The following is a 15,231-nucleotide window of genomic DNA, read 5'->3' on the forward strand; positions in this document are numbered from 1 at the left end:
GAGAATTTAATTATAGATATAGATTTGCACGTATGTTCAAAGAAAGATTTAACAGTAATATAATTTACCTTAAAATCATCAATAATGTCGATTAATTATCCTACTGAGATTTTTTCAAACACGCTGGGCAGAAAATTTCTCTTAAACATACTAAGATTTGATAACGGTTATTTTATTTCAATATCAGAGAATGAATCAAAGCTTGGATCTATCTCTGTATCATTAGCTGTGACAAACAAATCTAACACGGCTAGGGTGATTCAAGACAAAAATGATCAATTATTTATTGATACTCTTTCTACCAGGATTTCCCTGATGAAAAATGGTATCTGCATCATATCAATGTTCACAAAAAATAAATTACATTTAGATGACATGAAAATAATTAATGAAAAGATCCTGTCGGCAATAGAGGAGAAATAAATGATAAAAAAAGAAAAAAACAACCATAACAACAAGGATCGCAAAGGTATTTTGAGAAACAAAAATACTAGAAATCTTGATTCAAAGTCCGACCAAAAGAAAGTTGAAAATATCACCATAAAAGAAGACTCAGAATTAAAACATGAGTATGATTTGAGAAGCTTTTTATCATACCTCGAGAAAAGGGGGGAACTAATAACAATACACAAGAAAGTAAAAAAGAAGTTTGAACTTGCTGCAATAATAAGTAAGTTTGATAAGAAAGAGGCTGTAATGTTTACCAACGTTGATGAATCTAAATTCAAAGTCGTTTCGAATATCTTAGGGACCAGGGAGCGCTTTTTTTATGGGATCGAGTCTTCAGGTCCAATCAACAAAATCGATTTATCTAACTTAGGCAACATAGGACCAGAATATTACCCTAAAGAATTTTCCAATGACGCACCATTCTATAGTAACAGTACTAAAAATCTCTATGATCTTCCTATCGTAAGTCATTTTGAAAAAGATGCTGGTCCATTTATTACTTCATCTACAGTATATGTAAAGGATCAAGAGAATGGAAATCAAAACTCTTCAGTTCATAGAATGTTACTGCTTAATAATAGCCAAATGGCGATAAGAATGGTAGAGGGCAGGCATCTTCATAAATGCTTCGTTTACGCTAAAGAGCATAAAGAAGATTTAAAAATCAATGTTGTAGTTGGAGTGCATCCAGCCCTGAATATTGCAGCGGCATATCAAGCAGCGTATGGAATTGATGAAATTACAATAGCAAATTATCTCTTAAATGGCAATCTGAAGCTTGCAAAGAATAATTATTCTGACTTAATGATACCAAAGCACAGCGAGGTAGTATTAGATGGTAAAATACTTCATGACGAAGTATCTGAAGAATGGATGGTCGAAATGCTGAGGACATATGACTTTAAACGAAAACAGCCAGTTTTTGAAATTAACAAAATTTGGTACAGAGATAATCCCATATATTATGACATTTTACCGGGATACACGGAACACAGATTATTAATGGGATTGCCTATAGAAGCCAAAATTTTTAGTTACGTTAAGAATACTGTTCCCTCCACTAGAACTGTACACTTATCCGATGGAGGGAGTAATTGGTTAACTGCAGTAGTACAAATAAAGAAGAGACTAGAGGGTGAACCAAAAAATGCAATTCTAACTGCATTTGCAGCACATCCCTCTCTTAAGACTGCAATTATAGTTGATGAGGATATTAATCCCTGGAATCCTGTAGAAGTAGATTATGCCGTTTCTACTAGAACCCAAGCTGATAAAGATTTTCTAATAATAACAAATGCAAAGGGTTCAAGTTTAGATCCCTCTAGTGATCAAACCAATTTATTAACTACAAAATTAGGAATAGATGCTACGATTTCTCTTCTTAAAGATAGGGAGAGATTTGAGATTGCTAAAATACCTGGTGCAGATAATATCGATATCAAAAAGTATGTATAAAAAGAAAAAGAAAGTTACATGGTATCAAAGTTCTAAATATGTGTATTCCCGCATAGGAATCTTTGGGCTGAGATTAATTCAAAAGGATTAGAAATACTCGATTTAGCAAGAATGAAAAAGAAGTTTAGATAATTGGCATCATGAGAGCAGACAGAATCACACCATACACTAAATGGCCAGTTAAACTTGTAATGGCTGGACCAAGTCCTAATGGATGTTTAAGTGGATCAATTCCGGTTATGGGTTTGTGAATTGGTAGCAGCGTTAGAACCCATAAAACTAGACCATATAGAATGCCTACGAAAAACAGCATAGTGATTAAAGATGGACTCAAAGTCAATAAAAAATAAAAACCAATTCCCCCCAATCCACCATTTACAAAATGAAGAAAAAGAAGTCCAGGAAAATTGATCTTTGCTCTATCCGTTCTAAAAAATTTGCTATATAACACCTGATTTTCATGCCATTCAAGCACTCCTTCTAGACCCCACTTTCTCCAAAAAGGAAATTCAAAAAAAGTCATCATCAATGTAGAAAATAATCCCGTCAATAAACTCAAAAACATGGAAAAATAATCAAACATGCGATTATAGCCAAGTTATATGGAATATAATGTATCATCGGCCTGCAAATTAGTTAGCATCAGGGAGGAAACAAGGTAAGCAAGTAAACAAGTAGACTCCGATAATTGTAATATTAGGATTGTAAAACGCAGGAATTGAACTATATATCGATGCTCAGATCAAAATATTATGTGATCTTAATAGACATCAGCAAAAAGAATCCTGTCTTTAACAATCGTTCTAGGTCAGTTTATCTCACTCCACCTCTTATCATCTCACCTCATCTCACCTCACTCCACCTTACCAAAATAAATCATGGAGAAATGTTGGGTATCCCATCGTAATCAAACATAACTATAAAGCCACACACCTTTGTTTGATAAAGAGTCTCCAAATATTACCAGTAATCAGGATATTTACAAAAGAAATAATCAGAATCAGAATTCTGATGCTTTTATGGACTCAAAAACACAAACAATAGGTTGTTATGCGAGTTTTATAGAAGGATCAAAAATACGTATCCTATGAAATCAAGTTTTGACTATAATCAAATATCAACAAAAGTAGAATCAAAATCAATAGCAGAAGGAAAATACTGTATCATATGCGGACAGGTATTAGAGTAATGTAGAAGAATAAATACTAGGAAATTTATAGTTTAGTATGAACCGCCTGATAGTCGAATCCTACACCAACTCGACAATAAACACAATTTTAGATGACATATCTAAAAAGTATCAAATTGATACGTCCAAAGAACAGCTTGATGAGGATATCCCGATTAATGAAATCAAATTCAAATATAGAACTTACTCTGAATGCGTTAAAATGCTCTACAAGAGTGCAGGCGTAGTCAACGCAATTTAGGTTCTAACTTTCATTAGTTTTATATGACCAGTAGTACAAGCTTCTGAACCTTCTTCATGTTCGTGCAAAAGCTGTTTTGCATTTTCCTCAGGTAATTTTTCTGTTGAAATATAACCACATTTTTCACAAATAACAATATAGCTCCAGCCAACCAAATAGATATCATTTTAGTTATCAGCCTTCGATATTTATCTATATGTCCAAATTAACAGATAAGGATCTGCATGCTTATCACACGCATAATTTGACAAAGAATATGCAGATTAAACCAATAGAATTGGGATGAGATTTTGGAAATTTCTACTCAGGTTAGATCGAAATACTAATTACATGTAAGTTTGTTTTGCTTTTAAGTCATGTAGAAAGATATTATGTTGTAAATTATGTTGTAAATTTTTTTGCAAGTCAGATTTCTTTTAATTTTTTTATTGACCTTGAATAAATAAATGACCTTTTGATTGAAACAAGCAGATGGACATGATCCACAAAAGACAGTGGTTTCAGTCTAGCTGAGTCTTGGATTAGTAGATCGTAAAATCTTAAATAGAGATTTGATTCTGCTATGTGTAATGAGTTGCAAAGACAGTTTTGCTCGATATCCACTATTTATTACCATAATAATTATGGGAACAGGGATAGTATTGATGTTTCAAAATTCAAATACAATAGAAGCAGGTGCTACAACTTTTATGCAAGATAACTCAAACAGCACCACTTCTTCTACTCCTAGCACAGCTGTGGCCACGACATCTGCTTTGAATAATACATTCTATCATGATTCTGATGGTGAAATTAATAAACTAACATCGGCATTTGGATTACCATTTTATGAACTAACGGATGCCAAAGATACCGGTAAAGAAGTACTAAATATCGATCCACAACAAACCAAGGACTCTTACATTGCTCAGGGCAATATGAAAGGAATAGGCAATGTTACTGAATATGGTACTTATATATCAACTTATTCATCACCTGAAATTAGCAGCACTGGTAAAGGAATGATAGTTCAGAATGATAATGTAGCAACGTTTACTGCTGAGGATACTGGGAAATATGACAACGACGGGAACTTACTATTGAAAGGAACTATGTTTTTCCAATCTGATGATAAGAAAATGGAGAGCATTGACGGAAAGATAGGACTTTATCTTTACTGGAAAGATGCTAACGGTACCGACTGGACAAAAACATGGTTATGGAAATAGAGAATTACTGACAAGATAATGGAGTGTAGGGAAAGGATACAGTCTAAAGACAACAAATACAATTTTTTTACTTTTAGTTAATAGAACAGACCGATTTCTTTTAGATAGCCTCATCAGGGTTTTGGGGATCCAAATATTTATGCTATAAACTATAGGTGCAAAAACTAGGTTCTCGTTTAATAATTTAAATCCCTCTAATAATTTTGATGATGATCAAAGGATCATTATCATCCTTTGAAAAACAAATTCTCAACAATTTGTATTTTATCTTGTTTCATACTATTTTTATCATAACCAAGTAATGTCATCTTAAGAACGATTTGAGAAATCGAGTGGCAGTGTAGTAAAATTAAGGATATGATTTTTTGATGACAGGTGGCAGGGATATTTTATATTTATCCTGATATCAATTGAAATTAAATTTCTAAAGCAGTACTTTTGATCAGGTTTAAAATCATATAAGGTACAAGTACATCACAAAACAGTGTATCCGATTACACGAGAAACGCCCTGGTTATTTATCCCTTTTTATCTAAAGCTCATATGAAAAGTATAGACCTAGCAAGAATAATTCCTCGCAAAAAGACCCTAGAAGCACTAACAATGATAATGTTACTCTCTTTTTCATCTGCGATTGTCTCGGATTTCAACTCCGATAATAGAATAGCCATAGCGAGCCAACAAACTCAAAAAACTAAAGAGTTTACATTGATAGCAGATGAAACAATACTAAATATTTCTCCAAGTAAAAAAATTAATGCATGGACTTATAATGATACCATCCCTGGTCCGACTATTCGTGTTACTGAAGGAGATAAAGTAGTTGTACATTTCATAAATAATCTAAAGTTATCACATACTATTCACTTTCATGGTGGTCATAATGGAACTGTGGATGGAGTTTTTGAAATAGTCCCTCCAAACCAGACATTTACCTATGAATTTATAGCCACTCCAGCCGGTGCATTGATGTATCATTGCCACGTCATGCCAGTGGTTGAACATGTAAGAATGGGACTATACGGAGCATTTATCGTTGATCGCAAAGTCCCTTTGCCTCCAGCAAAAGAATTTTTGCTTGTATTTGGAGACCATGATTCAACCAATACACTCACCTCTGATCCAGAAAGTATGTTTTTTAATGGATATGAAAACATTCACTATGACAATCCGCTTCCAGTATACGAAAATGAAACAGCAAGAGTTTATTTAATAAACTTGGCGCAGCTTCCCGCATATGGATATCATGTGCATGGGACGTTATTTAAGACTTGGATTTCGGGTATTCTTATGAATGATCCTATATATACTCAAACTTGGGCAACTGCGTCAGGTGATGCGGCGGTTTTTGAATTGAAATGGCCGTGGACTGGAAATTTTCTCTTTCATATGCATGGAATTCCTGAAGAACGAGGGTCTATGGGATATTTCAATGTCTCTTTGCCTAATGAACACCTGGTAGACGGAAAGGATATAGCGATTACAAAGTCAGTCAGTATGATAGACTGGCAGCAGAACCTTACAAAAACATTGCAAAATGCTTCATCCATATCAGATCAAACAAAATAACTTCTCTTTTTTTGATTATGAGATTAACTTTCGACGTGACCGTTTAATCTATTAGATCAGATTATTATTAAAAATATTGAGAAAAGACATCTCTAATTTACAGGGTTAGCATATCTAAAATTATGAGAAGTCTGCAGAATAATTAATGAGTAATAAAATGTTACTAAAATAATCACAGAAAAATAAATATTGACCATCTTTTTCCAATAAGAAAGCTAAATAACTATTTGAGGCAAGCGGTAAATATCATATCTTTTCAATGCAAAACATGGATAAATTAATTACTAAAATTCTTTCAGTTTTTATAGTAACAGGCATATTGGGTGATTATATTCCAAATGTGTTGGCAACTTTAGGCACACCATTGGAAGTTTGTACTGGGAATAGCGCTGCAGGGCAAACAGGCAATAGTGCTGCCGAACAGGAGACGGAATAAGGACAGACCGGTGACACAGGAGCACAATCGGTTTCTCCAGAACTTAATGCATTAACAGGAAATAACCTGGGTGTTGAAGCACATCAAAATGGTAAGTGCATACCAACTTTTGAACAACCACCGACCGATTCAACAATTTCTCGAAATTAGAAATAGGATAAGAGATAAAGACAGCTCATTCAATAAATGTTCCTAGTTTTCTTTTTTCTTCTTTTTTTTGGTATCAATTACGGAGTCAATTCTAAAAAGTATTTTTCGATAGTTATAAGTTCCTAACATACATTAGTGAGATTACGAATATCAATCATCATTACGCAACATCTTTTAAAAGGTGTGAAAAAGATATGGATTAATGATCAATATTGGAAAAAAAATATTTGAGGAAGTAGATTTTCCAACCAATAGCACAATAATTTCGGAGGATAAAGATAAATCAATCATCGAAAGAGAAAGTAGCTGGACTGGGAAGATTAAAGGAATAGACTCATTTCCAAGCGGTACTGTAGAGGGTCATGGACGTTCAGTAATTTTTGAAAATGGCGTCTCTATTTCTAACTGGCAGGGTATTTGGGCTATAGAAAGCGGGCAAGAAATTTCGTTTATTGGAAAAGATACAAGCCGAAATGGCAAATACTATGTAATAAGAACATACTTTACTCGCAATGAGGAGTTAAAAGATCTTGACGGCATGGTGTGTTTTTTAGACGGAATATTTGATTCCAGAAATAAATCCTATATTTGTAGTGGATACAGATTGATCTAGAAATACATTTTTCATTACTTTACCCGTCTGGTGGCAGGAGTGGGTATCCTTATTATGATTTAGATCAAAAAAATAATCTCAATGTAAGCAAGTGTTTGATAACTTGATGCTCGAAGAATGAACGTTTTCTTTATTATATGCATTGACTTTGATTGTTTTTGTTATCAAGATCAATACTAAAAACCGTATTATCAATTCTGGACCGAGTTGAACCGTATCATAGTGTAAAACTAGGACAATTACACCCCTCAACCTTGCAAAAAGGAGGAGCATTGCCCATACCCATAGCCACATGAAGAGATTTCGGGTGGTTGCATACTTTACATGTTATAAAATCTTCAGGTTTACTAATGCTCATACATATTGATTAGTTATTATTTTATAAAAAGCATAACCATTTCAGGCGATATCTACTCTGAAAGAATTTTCTATTAATAATAAATTTCTGTGGTGCAAACAAAAATGACAAAAAAGTATGGTTGCTCGATAAATCGTAAAAATGTCAGACTCCAAGATTGGTTTCTCTCCTCAACCGAGTCAGATTCCATTATTTTGTTTTCTTTCAAGAAAATTGACTTGTTTAGCTCATCATCGAATTACTCAAACCCCATCATTGGTATCTAGTATCGATGATTATGATGGATAAATTCTCTCGGTAATATTTTATTGAGTTGGATATGCATTGTGAAAATGATATGACAAACAAAGAATTAGAAATTGCTGCTAAGGACTTTTTTAAAAAAAATGCGAAACTTGAGTTAAGAAATATATTTTTTACCTCAGGTATAACAGCGATTAGTCAATAATCCATAAAATCAATGCATTTAGAATTATTTTAAACCCCTTTTCTTTTTGTAAGATAGACAAACATAATACTACAACTAGAGAATCCCTGGGTCATGCCGGAATGACATCTCTCCCTTCAAATATACAAAACCCGTTGTTAACGCAAGGACAACGAGATAAACAAACTGACTTGTCGGTTACAAAAAAACTAAAAAAAGAAATTGGATCTAAAAGCTTTTTCTGATCTAATAATTAAGCGGAGGCAGTAGTTACTGCAGGTTGACTATCAAAAAAGAGAGCTGATGAAGAAGATAAACATTCTCTCTCACTACCACCGCCATCACCACCTTCGGATGCATTGACTTGCTGAATTGTAGAAGAAACATTGATTGTTCCTGGGATTGCTGCAACTAGTGAGAACAATGTCACGATTGCCAGGAGGCCAAGCCCCAAAATTTTTGGACTATTCATTATACAAATAAACCCATATGCCAATATTTAAAATTGATGGCAACCAACAATGGGTCTTTTGATCTGAGGAGGGTATAAAATATCTCAAAAGTGATTTTTATGTAGGTATGTAGGTTGAAGGGCGTTGTTTTCTAGCCAAGTCTATCCGAATAAATCTGCTATTTTATTAGATGTCATTATTATATGTCTTCTCAAATAATCGCTCAGGGAAACAAATCAAACAAGACAATGTTTTTTTTTGAAATCCTATGAAATAGACATGTTGACATGTTTCCAACATACATCGGGAGGTTACAAAAACGCAGATTATTATTCCATCTTATGACGGATATGCAATATTATGACACTCTCTTTGAGCTCTCACAAAAAACAGAATTTATTACAAAGTATAACAAGAAATTTGCAAAGTCTAGAGTTCATTCTCTCTGTTTCAATTTGGAAATGAAATCAGATAGTCTAAAGGGCATGGTTAGAATGTCCCCCTCCTCTATCATTGCAGACTTTAAGACATTCTTTGATAAGTATTCCTTTGGAGTTGTCGTAACCACAATTATTCGTTGGGTGGGGCTAATATCATGTATCATTTTTGCTAGATCAAGACCATTTAGACCCTTTAAGTGAGTATCCAAAACGACCACGTCGTACGGTTTACCCTTGTTTTCCTTCTCAAGAAAAAATTCAAGGGCTGCCTCACCATCAGCGACTGTAGCCGACCTTACTCCCAGAGTTTCTAGAAATGTCTTAAACAAGGTTAGAATATCGGATTCGGGTTCTGCAATTAAGATGTTGGCCGGTTCAAATTCTTTTGTTAAGGAATTAGTAGGTTTGACAACTTCAGATTTGTTTGATGTTCTTTTGTAATGATCGGATAAGATGGTATCTGCAACAGTTGCGGTTGAATTAGATGTTTTTTCTTTATACATAACAGTTTCAGCGTGTTCTTTGTAGAACTTGTCCCCAGGTTTTTCAAATGGTTGTTCGCGTTGGAATTCACACTCTACAAAGTTCATAACCATTTCATTCACCTTAGACTACAAACATATAATCAACATAGCTTAAATACATCGTTTTAAATCCTAATGTCTAATTTGTTCTGGTAACATAATGCTAAATGCGAGGTTCGCTTTTACAGTGGAATTTAGAATCTATATTCAAATTCTTGACATAAAAGCAAGAACATCATGATCTTTCAAACACCATTTATAGACAATATCAACCCAAAATTGATAGAGAAAAGAATAAGCATTTTAGTAATTCAGATGAATAACATTGGCAAGTTAGCTTGCCAAATCTTACGGAAAAGAATAGTTGGTAAAAGTATATCAAACGAATCAATATAAAGATTCTTTTCCCATTCTGATCAGATATTTTCAAGTTGGATAGGTAGCGAAATGACCGTTAAATAAGATAAATAATTATTGCATACAACCATAATATTTAGACCTGTGAATAAGGATTTAGAAATAACAAAAAGTATAATGACCCATATACATCTGATATTAGGAAACGAACCTGAGAAAAATCATACATTTAATTCCCTACAGGAGTTATATGATAAAATAGATGCGAGGCTCGAACCCTATGATACAACCGAGGAAACAAGTTATCATAGAAAGGAACTATTATTTACATTTGAAAAAAATATTGAATGGATGATAGTAAGAAAAATAATCATTTCCGATCATGATAAGAAAAGTGGCACTTTAGCTATTAAAATAGATAAAGAAAAGTTGGTAAAATACATTGTAGATCCCGAGAGGTCATTAATAGAAACAAATGAAGATAATGAGATAGACAAAATGTAACATCGTCATAGTCTTCACTATTGTAAAATTATGAAATTGTATGCTCTATGCCAAAAACCCTACTATCTTTTTGCAATGGTCAATAGGTAACCCAATCCAATACTATTGTCAAAGACATAAGGACCTATTGCTTTCAAGAAATCATCTCTAAGTAAATCGGTTTCACTAGAATCACCGCGATTATTTAATATTTGAATAGTATTAATCAATGGTCCATATTTTGTACTCATAAACTCCCAAAAGTGATTTGGACTAAGAATCGGAAAGAGTGCTGTACCACGCTCAAAATGCACTTTTGATACTTCATTTAATCTTTTTTCTATTACTTCAGGAACACCCCAAAGTATTGGAGAAGGAGGACTATTAACTGGTTTAGGTAAATGTTTACCATTTGCTTTAAATATTGATCCAATCGCAAGCTCGGGTGGCCAAGTTGCGAATCCTATCCGACCACCTTTCTTTGTCACTCGCATCATTTCTTTGGCAACGAGGTCTGGCTGAGGGGCAAACATGTGTCCAAAGGTTGAAAGAACAACATCAAAGGATTCGTCCTCAAAGGGTAAATTCTGGGCATCACCCGCCCTCCATGTTATCCCATCAACCTGGGCAATTTTCGCTTCTTCTGCAGCAAGGTCTAATAGTTCCGTCGTGATATCAATTCCGGTTACATTTGCACCTATTCTCCCTGCCGTAATTGCAGTGTTTCCATTTCCGCAGGCGATGTCAAGAACATCCTCTCCAGATTGAACATTTATTGATCTCACCAGGTGAGAAGATATTGAAGGAAGCATCGTAGAGATACTACGATAATCCCCTAGTTTCCAAACATTCTCGGTTTTTTTATTTTTCAAACTTTCTTTTTCACTTGCTTCATTCTCTTTATTTGACAGATTTAATTGACTCATATTGTGATATCGTGATATCACCATATAAATAGTTTTCTTTTGATGATATCTCGATATCATCACTTATATTGCTCTGAAGATTTCATAAAGTTATGGCCCGTAACATGATAATCCGAGGCTTCGATGATGAGATTCACTCTCAACTTGGCGATCAATCAAAAAAGAAGGGTGTTTCCATAAATTCAATTGTGAAGGACGCCGTGGATCAGTGGCTAAAAAAACAAGACGAAATACCAAAACGACACCATTTACTTCTATACGATAACGCGGAATCTGTGATTCGAATGATCAAGTCATTAGATAAATTGGCCAAGGAAGGTGAATGGTTTAGATGTTTCGTACGGTCATCTAATTCTTCAGTTACAGAGGCACTAGAAAAACTAGACTGGTTTGATGGGACAATAACACCATACAAGCCGTCTCAAAAAGATCCTCTGAATCATCTTAAAGACATATTGCAAAATATTTCGCAGAATTCTAATAATAAAGAAATATGTTTACTTGATTTCCTCATCAATGATATTGCAGACTCTTCAATTAAGGAAGCATGCTTTCTTGAAAAAGAATATGACAAGAATAGATTAGAGGGCCTAGTATTTTGTGCATATGATTTGAATAACATGTTTAAAGCTTCTACAACAGAAATGATAGAAATGTTCGAGTTACATGATCAGGTATTTATCCTTAATGATGATCAGATTTACAAATTGCATTTGACCAAAGAAAATATGCATAAACTTTTCTTGAGCTAGTGATATAAGCGAATAAGAAGATAGTACAGAAATCAAATATGAAATAATAAAAAATACCATATTAGATCCAACTAGATCCAAACATTTTAGATCCCCTTTTTTTGAAATAGTCGGACATTGTTACCGATCTTTCAATTCATTAAATAGATAAAGATTATAAAATTCAATGTTTCTTAGAGTATAGTAAAAACAAAAAAAATTTATTGTTGGCCTAGTGCCAAGTCGCCTAGTTGTTCTTGTAATTGTATTCCTACATTGTTACATGATGCTAAGGTAAATTCACCAGATACACATTGTGCATTCTGTTCGCTTGATTGACCTTGTTCAATTCCCTGCTCTGCTTTGTTATGTTTACCTGTTGCAAATGCCATGTTATCTCCAAATGCTACGACTGAACCAACGAGAGCTGTAGCAATAAACATCATTGCAAATACTCCAATCTTACTAGTTTTTGTTATGTTACTCATTATAATCATAATGTATAGATGAAATTTATTATATCATAGTTTGGATACTCATTGCTATCACATTTCTATAAAATACTTAACCAGTAAAATATTCTGATAAATGATTTTGTGAAAATATTCAGATGATTATTTAGCATGAATGTATTGATTAGTCACACCCTCTCAAATTGGTTTGCCAAGGAGATCTAAAAAGGTAGAACCGATCAAGGTTTCCATTTCGCCAATTTGAGACCCCCTGTGCTAGTTTTATAAATTATGATCACAATACTACATCATATAATGGAATTAACGAAAGTTGAGAGAGAAAACAAAGTGTATGTAAATGATAAAGCAATAGTTCTGGATAAGAATGCCATCACTGCATCTGAATTATTAGAATTAGCTGGATTTTCATCCCTTGCGTATAATATTTACTTGGTTTTGGATAGAAAGAGGAAGAAGAGCAAATTGTTGGGTGAAAATAAGAAAATTAAGGTTGAAACCGGAATGCGCTTTGATGCAACCTTAAAACAGACTTAGTTATGATATCACGGATAGATTAGACAATTTACTTTAGTTCTAGAATTTTCTTGTCAACTTTCTCAGGGAAAAGGTACTGTAATTATACCTTCGTTGCCATTGTTAGCAAATAACCTAATCGCACTATATTATCATGTATGTATGGTTCTATGGTTTTTAGATAGTCTTGTCTAATCAATTCTATTTTTTCCATTTTATTCTCCTCTTCAAGTGCCTGAATTAGTTGAATCAGTGAGCCTGATTTTGTTGCCATCTCCTGCCAGTAGTGATTTGGGCTAAGGATAGCATATTCAACGGTATCCCTTTCAAAAAATATATCCTTCACATCACACAATAGTTCTTGAATTTTGTCCGGGATTCCCCACTGCATAGGGGACGGAGGAGGAGGTGTCATTGATTGGTTATTTTGAACAGTGGGTATATACTTTGATATCGTATCATACATTCTTCCCCATGCAAGCTCTGGAGACCAAGTAGCAAAGCCTACGCGTCCACCTTTCTTGAGAACCCTTTGCATCTCGAATGCCGTTGCCTTTTGGTTTAATGCAAACATGTGACCAAATGTTGACAATACAATATCAAATGATTCATCTTCAAATGGAAGGCTTTCAGCGTTACCCTCTCTCCAATCAATCCCACTGACTTTTGCAATGGACTCCTCCTCCTTTGCTTGAGCTAAAAGCTCAGGTGTAATGTCTATACCTGTCACCTTTGCACCGGCTCTGCGTGCAGTTATTGCAGTGTTACCGAATCCACACGCCACATCTAAAACAGAATATACAGGTTTAACATTAACAAGTCTTACTAACTTAGCTGAGACTGGAGAAATCACTTTGCCAATACTTCTGTAATCACCTAAGGCCCATCTTTTCCTGATGCTCTGGTTTGAATTATTCAACCTAAAATCATGCCTCAGCTTAGCCTGATAAACTTTAATATTGTATTCATGATGAGATACAGTAACAGGGCTTATAACATATACTCGTGAATCAATTTTCCATTGCTATCTATAATTACATCATGATTATGAATGAGTCTTGAAAGGAAAGCATTGAATGGATATCGATCAAGTAATGACTTTGGATATGGACACACATATGAACCGTCAAAAGGTTTTTCGTGCCACCAATCCTCCAGATTGATGCATTCCTCAAAATGCTTGTTCTTAAGCAACAGAGTAGCACAATCTGCGGTTAAACGTATGTGCTTGTCCTTTCTGTTTATGTCTTGATTGGCTCTAAAAATCATTTCTTCTTTCAATTTATTAAAAGATTCTAAATTTCCTTCCATCGCATTAACATAATAAGGTACCAAGTCAATAACAATAAGATTTCCTTTTTCGATGTTTTCTTGATAATTTGTAATCTGTGATGAAAAGTTTTCTAAATAGCTTTCATTTGCTAAACTAACAGAGGCGTGGATACATATCTGACCTCGTTTTAAGCCTTCGTTAATGTATGTTGAAACCGCCTTGTCTAAATCATCTTGTTTATCATATAAAAGAATGACATGCATATTGGCGCTAGGGTCAATCAACGCGTCATAGTTCATTTCATTTATTAGTGTATGATTCTTTACCAACGTTCTAAAAGCTTCTGGACTTATCTCTTGCATCAAGCCTATTTCATAAGCACACAAAGTATGTGTTGGATTGGAAGCACCTTTTTGTGTTGATTCATAGTTGATCAACGCCTCGTAATATTTCTTTTCAAAAAACGGTTTCATATCGTAAAAAGCTCGAAATCTTTTTTTGCTGTCCATTGGTAAAACAAAATGACTACCTTCAATATTATCTTCATTCTCCATACTAGTATCATTATGCATCGGAGAAGGATTTTTGCTCATTGTCATCCCACCAGAGGGCGACAGCTTACCCGTTTCTAACATGTCACCAAAAAAATACCATTGGGTACTCGACAAGATAGTAATTACCCCATCATTTACTAAGGTAGAGATATTGAATCGAAATTGACAAATCTTTTTTAGTCTTTCTATAATTTCTTCCTTAGAAAGGTCATCTGTTACAAACAAGATAGATTCATCTTTTTCCAAACCCTCAATCAAAAATTGAAAACCAGCATCCAATTTCTCTTGACTATTAGAATAAATGGAAAATGCATGTGAAATATCATCATTCTTTTTGGGTTTATATACATTAATTGTCAAGACTATACACTATTCTATTCTGATTATGAAGTATAAGTGCATTATTAAG

At 34.0% G+C, this 15,231-nt stretch carries 18 protein-coding genes; 10 read left to right on the forward strand and 8 right to left on the reverse strand.

Going from position 1 to position 15,231, the window contains the following annotated elements; all coding sequences use genetic code 11:
* Window positions 1-84 precede the first annotated feature (84 nt).
* Window positions 85-423, forward strand: a complete 339-nt coding sequence (locus tag NMY3_RS15880) for a hypothetical protein (protein WP_196816776.1) — start codon at window positions 85-87, stop codon at window positions 421-423.
* Complete coding sequence (locus NMY3_RS15885) at window positions 424-1,905, forward strand: UbiD family decarboxylase (RefSeq protein ID WP_196816777.1); 1,482 nt, start codon at window positions 424-426, stop codon at window positions 1,903-1,905.
* Between the two features lie 124 nt (window positions 1,906-2,029).
* Here NMY3_RS15885 and NMY3_RS15890 read toward each other — a convergent pair whose 3' ends face one another.
* On the reverse strand, window positions 2,030-2,428 hold the full coding sequence (locus NMY3_RS15890; RefSeq protein WP_231100133.1) for a hypothetical protein: 399 nt from the start codon (window positions 2,426-2,428) through the stop codon (window positions 2,030-2,032).
* Window positions 2,429-3,131: 703 nt separating this feature from the next.
* Here NMY3_RS15890 and NMY3_RS15895 point away from each other — a divergent pair.
* Window positions 3,132-3,335 carry a hypothetical protein gene (locus NMY3_RS15895; RefSeq protein WP_196816779.1) on the forward strand — a complete coding sequence of 68 codons (204 nt, stop codon included), beginning with the start codon at window positions 3,132-3,134 and terminating at the stop codon, window positions 3,333-3,335.
* On the opposite strand, the gene NMY3_RS15900 is transcribed toward NMY3_RS15895, so the two are convergent.
* Window positions 3,332-3,490 (reverse strand): hypothetical protein, encoded by a 159-nt coding sequence (locus NMY3_RS15900; RefSeq protein WP_196816780.1) that lies wholly within the window; start codon window positions 3,488-3,490, stop codon window positions 3,332-3,334. The two genes, NMY3_RS15895 and NMY3_RS15900, sit on opposite strands and share 4 nt — an antisense overlap.
* Window positions 3,491-3,904: 414 nt before the next feature.
* On the opposite strand from NMY3_RS15900, the gene NMY3_RS15905 reads away from it, so the two are divergent.
* The 4 genes from NMY3_RS15905 to NMY3_RS15920 all read left to right on the forward strand — a co-directional run bounded on the left by NMY3_RS15905 (window position 3,905) and on the right by NMY3_RS15920 (window position 7,311).
* Window positions 3,905-4,543 carry a hypothetical protein gene (locus NMY3_RS15905; RefSeq protein ID WP_196816781.1) on the forward strand — a complete coding sequence of 213 codons (639 nt, stop codon included), beginning with the start codon at window positions 3,905-3,907 and terminating at the stop codon, window positions 4,541-4,543.
* A gap of 543 nt (window positions 4,544-5,086) precedes the next feature.
* Entirely contained in the window at window positions 5,087-6,112 is a 1,026-nt protein-coding gene (locus NMY3_RS15910; protein ID WP_196816782.1) for a multicopper oxidase domain-containing protein, read from the forward strand.
* 259 nt (window positions 6,113-6,371) lie between these two features.
* A complete protein-coding gene (locus NMY3_RS15915) occupies window positions 6,372-6,548 on the forward strand; it encodes a hypothetical protein (protein ID WP_196816783.1) in 177 nt (58 codons plus the stop codon).
* Window positions 6,549-6,900: 352 nt separating this feature from the next.
* Window positions 6,901-7,311: a hypothetical protein gene (locus NMY3_RS15920; RefSeq protein WP_196816784.1), complete on the forward strand. Its 411-nt coding sequence runs from the start codon at window positions 6,901-6,903 to the stop codon at window positions 7,309-7,311.
* 1,038 nt (window positions 7,312-8,349) lie between these two features.
* On the opposite strand, the gene NMY3_RS15925 is transcribed toward NMY3_RS15920, so the two are convergent.
* Window positions 8,350-8,568: a hypothetical protein gene (locus NMY3_RS15925; RefSeq protein ID WP_196816785.1), complete on the reverse strand. Its 219-nt coding sequence runs from the start codon at window positions 8,566-8,568 to the stop codon at window positions 8,350-8,352.
* 416 nt (window positions 8,569-8,984) lie between these two features.
* Complete coding sequence (locus NMY3_RS15930; RefSeq protein ID WP_196816786.1) at window positions 8,985-9,578, reverse strand: response regulator; 594 nt, start codon at window positions 9,576-9,578, stop codon at window positions 8,985-8,987.
* A 468-nt stretch (window positions 9,579-10,046) separates the two neighbouring features.
* Between NMY3_RS15930 and NMY3_RS15935 the strand changes: the two genes are divergently transcribed.
* A complete protein-coding gene (locus tag NMY3_RS15935; RefSeq protein WP_196816787.1) occupies window positions 10,047-10,373 on the forward strand; it encodes a hypothetical protein in 327 nt (108 codons plus the stop codon).
* Between the two features lie 62 nt (window positions 10,374-10,435).
* Here the strand turns inward: NMY3_RS15935 and NMY3_RS15940 are convergent, their stop codons facing one another.
* On the reverse strand, window positions 10,436-11,278 hold the full coding sequence (locus tag NMY3_RS15940; protein WP_196816788.1) for a class I SAM-dependent methyltransferase: 843 nt from the start codon (window positions 11,276-11,278) through the stop codon (window positions 10,436-10,438).
* 104 nt (window positions 11,279-11,382) lie between these two features.
* On the opposite strand from NMY3_RS15940, the gene NMY3_RS15945 reads away from it, so the two are divergent.
* Window positions 11,383-12,030 (forward strand): plasmid partition protein ParG, encoded by a 648-nt coding sequence (locus NMY3_RS15945; protein ID WP_196816789.1) that lies wholly within the window; start codon window positions 11,383-11,385, stop codon window positions 12,028-12,030.
* Between the two features lie 200 nt (window positions 12,031-12,230).
* Here NMY3_RS15945 and NMY3_RS15950 read toward each other — a convergent pair whose 3' ends face one another.
* A complete protein-coding gene (locus NMY3_RS15950; protein WP_196816790.1) occupies window positions 12,231-12,497 on the reverse strand; it encodes a hypothetical protein in 267 nt (88 codons plus the stop codon).
* Window positions 12,498-12,776: 279 nt separating this feature from the next.
* On the opposite strand from NMY3_RS15950, the gene NMY3_RS15955 reads away from it, so the two are divergent.
* A complete protein-coding gene (locus NMY3_RS15955; protein ID WP_196816791.1) occupies window positions 12,777-13,016 on the forward strand; it encodes a multiubiquitin domain-containing protein in 240 nt (79 codons plus the stop codon).
* A gap of 82 nt (window positions 13,017-13,098) precedes the next feature.
* On the opposite strand, the gene NMY3_RS15960 is transcribed toward NMY3_RS15955, so the two are convergent.
* A complete protein-coding gene (locus NMY3_RS15960) occupies window positions 13,099-13,914 on the reverse strand; it encodes a class I SAM-dependent methyltransferase (RefSeq protein ID WP_196816792.1) in 816 nt (271 codons plus the stop codon).
* A gap of 71 nt (window positions 13,915-13,985) precedes the next feature.
* A complete protein-coding gene (locus tag NMY3_RS15965; RefSeq protein ID WP_196816793.1) occupies window positions 13,986-15,182 on the reverse strand; it encodes an MEDS domain-containing protein in 1,197 nt (398 codons plus the stop codon).
* Window positions 15,183-15,231 lie beyond the last annotated feature (49 nt).

Origin of the sequence: Candidatus Nitrosocosmicus oleophilus (assembly GCF_000802205.1) — an archaeon.
Classification (GTDB): domain Archaea; phylum Thermoproteota; class Nitrososphaeria; order Nitrososphaerales; family Nitrososphaeraceae; genus Nitrosocosmicus; species Nitrosocosmicus oleophilus.